The following is a 4,403-nucleotide window of genomic DNA, read 5'->3' as shown; positions in this document are numbered from 1 at the left end:
GCTTCGATGGCGGCGATAATCTCATCAGTGATGCGGGCGTAAACATCAGCTCGGTTCAGGGAAGCCATGGTCATGACCTCCCTGCTGCAGGTGCCGAAGTAGGAAGGACACTTGCGATGAAACCTAACTCGTGTGCCCTCACAGCGACGAAAGACGCCATGTCCCTGAACAGCTCCGGCCGAGGCAGCTGCACGTGATCGGTGACCGGGGAGTAGAACGCCTTGTCGCCGCCATAGCGGACCAGCGCGCCGGTATTGTCGAAGAAGCGATCGGCATGTTCGATGCGCTCGACGGGCCCAGCCGTGGGCTCCGCTGCTGCGTAGTAATGCGATGGCAGCTTGTCGATCTGGTCCACGCAAAAGACCGTATAGGTTTTGAGATACGGAATGCCGCGCTCGACCTCGTCGCCATTGGCATCGACTTCGGTCTTGCTTAAGCTGCCGGCATACACGACCGTGGTTCCGGTTTCGCCCTTGCGGACATGGCCGCCCAGTTCGACCGATTGCTTGAATGTCATCCAGTAGGGTGAAACAAAGCCTCGCGTGACCGCTTCGGACCATAAAAGCAGCGTGTTTATACCCTGATAGGGCAGCCCGTTGTGGCGTAGCGGCCTGGTGACGCTGCCACTCGGATGACCCGCACTCCATGGCTTGACCCATGGGCGTACACCCTTTTCGAGATCGGCGACGATCTTCTCGGTGATCTTCGCGTAGATATCGGCCCGTGATCCTTTTTCTTTCCTGCTCATTTTCCTGAACCTCCATTCTGGAGGCCGCGTCCATCGCGGCCCCGTCACGGCGGTCCGTCAGCCGGGGCGATCAGGAGGCGCGGGCACCCGCAGGGCCGAAACGACTGTGGAGGACGGCGAAGCCGTTGCGTGCGGCGCCGGACCCGGCAGGAGCGACCTCCGGGACGGGGCACGAAGTGCGGACAGGCGCGAAACGCGCCAACACGGTCCGGAGCCGCGGGGCTTGCGAGCGCCGCGCGAACGGACTTAGGGACTCAATTCGTTTCGGAGGGGCTATTCCACTGGCTGCATGACAGTAGATGGGATTGGCATAGCGGTTTCCGCACCGGCAAACATCGTCGGAGCCTCGATGACACAAGCAAATCCGGCCCGATCCCGGCGGCCTGCGGTGGTCACCTGAGGCTTGAGAATGGCGCAAGGCAAAGCGGCACGCCAAGGATAGCAGGCGGGGCTAGGTGCAACTGCAGCAGGGCCGCCAAGTCGATACGGCCAGGCCGAGCGTCGGCCGGGTGAAGTTTCGAGGCGGGCCGGCCCGTGAGACAGGTCAAGATGCCTGCGGCGTGCCCTGCGGTCGGGCTCTTTTGCAAGCGTATAGACCTGCTTGCATCTTCTGCCACGTGGGAGCACGATCGCGGTGCTCCATCAACAGGGGCACGGCCCGACCTGCTCACGTTGTGTCACTCCTCCCGGATAAGCAGGCCGGGCCTCGTATGTCCGGCTCGTCCAGCCAAGCTTTCGTGACGGAAGAGCTCTGACCTGAGCGTGGCGAAGAATGGCAGCTCGCCGATAGCGCGACAGCGCCCAGGCTACTTCGACGACAAGACCTTCAGCTCGGGCGACCGCAAGATAACGCGGGTGGCATCAGGCTCTCCGCCTCTTCGAAATGGCCCGTAGCAGGTCCGCTTCGTCCGTGATCCCGTCATCGAAAGCCTGGAAAACTTCCCTGGCCAGGTATTCCCGCTGTTCCCTGTCTTTCTTGGCGAGACGGCACTCGTTGCACAGCTGATCAAATACCCGCTGGAGCATGTCCAGCTCAGCGGGCCAGTAGATACCGCGGTAGCGCGACAATGACATTGCTGTCACCCCAAACGCCGGCTGGGGAATTATAACAGGACAGGCATCATTTCGAACCAACTATCTCATCGTGTCTGGGACGTTGGATGCAGTGTGCAGTTGCGATAGCCCCAGCAGCGGACGTGCTGGCGGCCTCGGTGTCTTCTGCCTCCGTTGCGACCGAATACGCTGGCACGAGCGCTTTGCGCGCGTTATATGTCTGACCAACTGACTAGGTATGAGATTATGGGCAAGCGGACAGAACTGACGAAAGCGAAGCGGGCAGCGCCCCGCGCGGCGACAGGACGATGGAAACTCGAGGACGCGAAGGCGCGCTTCAGCGAGGTGGTGCGGCACGCCCGCGAGGAGGGGCCGCAGCGGGTGAGCGTGCGCGGCCATGATGCGGTCGTGGTGATGAGCGTCGAAGAGTTCGAGCGCTTGGCGCCTGAGAAACCCCGTCCGCCGTTCGTGCAGTTCATGGAGAGCCTGCATCTCGGCGGGCTCGATCTCGAGCGCGAGCTGGATCACGGGCGGGATGTGGAGCTGTGAGGGGCTGGCTGCTCGACACCAATGTCGTGGCCGCCCTCATCAATCCGCAGGGCGCGCCGTCTGTGAAGCGCTGGGCCGAGCGACAGGACGAGGAGACCTTCCACATCAGCGTGCTGACGCTTGCCGAATACGACAAGGGCATCCACAACCTTGCCGCCGATCACGCCGAGCGGCCGCGCTATATAGCGGCCCGCGATTCGCTGGCGGAGCGCTTCGGCAGGCGCGTCCTGTCGCTCGGGGACGCGATCGTCCGGCGCTGGGGCCGGATTTCCGGCGAGGTCAAGCGCGTAAGCGGACATGCGCCGCCGGTCATCGATACAATGCTCGCTTGCGAGCGCGCTCGAACACGATCTTTATCTGGTCACGCGCAACGTGAAGGACGCGCGGTCTTCCGGCGCAATCGTCTTCGATCCGTGGAATGACGATGCGCAAATGTTCCCACTCAGCCCGCTGAGTGGCAGGGAGAGATAGCGGCGGAACAAAAGACGGTCCCATCAGGAACTGGCCCCAGCTTGCGGGATGGTGGGCGAGGCTGAGGCCTCGCCCTGGCGGGCTCAGCCGAGCGCCGCCAGCTGGAGTTCGGCGGCCTTGCGATCGACGCTCTGGCCGGGGTTTTCGATGGCACGCTCGAAGGGCTTCCAGCGCTCGCCGACGACCTGCTCGTAGGCGGCGACCGCGCCCTCTGCCGCCATGCGCAGCGCGTGGGACTGGACGCCCATGTCGGCTGCGAACTCGCGCTTGCGCTGGGCGGCGCTGTCGAAACCGACCGGACCGTCGAGATCCTCGTCGCGGGTGTCGTTGGCGGCCTTGGCGGTTGCGTCTCGGGCCTCGGTCACCGCGCGGCTGTAGAACTGGCCGGCGCCGTGCGCCGAGCCGACGAAGGCGCCGACGATCCGCTGCAGGTGGATCTGCATCGCCCTCTCGCCCAGGCCGTCATTGAGGGCCTCGGCTGTGTCGATGATGAGCCTTTCGTGAAGATCGCGAATGCCGTCGCTGTCGAGAATGGGCAGGCCGAAGCTTTCGGCAATCAGGCTGGCCTGGCTTGCGTCCGGACAACAGAGCCGGACCATTTCGAGGGTAGTGCCCTTGCGCAGCGGCACGACGCGGGCGGACTGACGGGAAGTGCGAGCGGTCTTGGTCATGGGATTTCCTTTGCTTCGGTTCCGCCGAAGGTTGTCGCCGGCTCCTTGGCCGACCCTCCCTTCGGGCGCGGTCCAGACAAAACCGGCGGAAAGACGGGCGCTTCAGGGTCCGGGAGGGCCAGATCGAGCATGGTGGGTTTGCGTCCAAGCAGGGCTCACCAGCCCTCGCGCGGGACGCGGGCCCGCCATGTCGAGAGCGGCTCTCCCGGCCGCCCCGCGGCGCGGAACGCGGCCTTGAAGCGCACGGCCGCCGGTTTAGGACCGCACACCGAACGAAGGGAGCGCCGGCCAAGGAGCCTGACCCTCGACATAAGAACAGAAGCACAGCTTGCCGTGACACCACCGCCTCCGCTGCAGTCTGATGGGGAATTGTGCCGGTCGCGTCACCACAAGATGAGCCGGCTTGTGCCCCGACAATTCGGCCGAGCCGCTGCCGAACAAGGCACCTACCTCCCCTCGCGGCAGACAGGCTGATTCTCACGCCGCGCGACCATCGAGACAACCGCCATGCCGCTCGAGGAAACGGGCGATCGCAAGATCCTGTCGCGCGAGCTTTCGGGACAGCGCATCGATCTCCGGCTGGCGCTCCGCCGTGAGGGCGGCAAGATGCGACCGGTAGCGCTCGAGAAAGGCGCTCCCATCCCGATCCTTCCCTCGACGATAGCTCGACTCGCGCGACCGCAGTTTCGGCATCAGTGCCGTCATGCGTCGATTGATCTGCCGGTCGATGAGGTCGAGCTGCCGCTGGACCTGTCGGCGGGCTTCCTGCATGCGCAAGAGCTCGGCGCGGCGGTGGGACGGCAATCTCATGATCTTCGCCTGCCCTGCCAGCCGGCAAAGCTCGACGGGCCGCCATAGACGACGTGGCGGTCATGATCGATGACGAAGCCGAACCGGCCGATCACATACTC

Annotated in this window: 3 protein-coding genes and 2 pseudogenes; 2 read left to right on the top strand and 3 right to left on the bottom strand. The window is 64.3% G+C overall.

What is annotated here, in order from left to right; genetic code table 11:
* Positions 1-127: 127 nt before the first annotated feature.
* Positions 128-748 (bottom strand): annotated as a pseudogene (locus EOA33_RS25560) (ArdC-like ssDNA-binding domain-containing protein); the annotation flags it as partial.
* A gap of 1,299 nt (positions 749-2,047) precedes the next feature.
* Here EOA33_RS25560 and EOA33_RS25550 point away from each other — a divergent pair.
* The gene (locus tag EOA33_RS25550; protein WP_065006339.1) at positions 2,048-2,350 is read left to right on the top strand and encodes a type II toxin-antitoxin system Phd/YefM family antitoxin; all 303 of its coding nucleotides are present in this window, start codon (positions 2,048-2,050) and stop codon (positions 2,348-2,350) included.
* Positions 2,347-2,821 (top strand): annotated as a pseudogene (locus EOA33_RS25545) (type II toxin-antitoxin system VapC family toxin). Before EOA33_RS25550 ends, EOA33_RS25545 begins: the two are co-directional and overlap by 4 nt.
* 83 nt (positions 2,822-2,904) lie before the next feature.
* Here the strand turns inward: EOA33_RS25545 and EOA33_RS25540 are convergent.
* A complete protein-coding gene (locus EOA33_RS25540; RefSeq protein ID WP_065006341.1) occupies positions 2,905-3,492 on the bottom strand; it encodes a hypothetical protein in 588 nt (195 codons plus the stop codon).
* Positions 3,493-3,969: 477 nt separating this feature from the next.
* Complete coding sequence (locus EOA33_RS25535) at positions 3,970-4,302, bottom strand: hypothetical protein (protein WP_126089317.1); 333 nt, start codon at positions 4,300-4,302, stop codon at positions 3,970-3,972.
* Positions 4,303-4,403: the final 101 nt, after the last annotated feature.

Source organism: Mesorhizobium sp. M4A.F.Ca.ET.050.02.1.1 (assembly GCF_003997725.1).
GTDB lineage: Bacteria > Pseudomonadota > Alphaproteobacteria > Rhizobiales > Rhizobiaceae > Mesorhizobium.
This window is presented reverse-complemented; position numbering and strand designations above follow the sequence as displayed.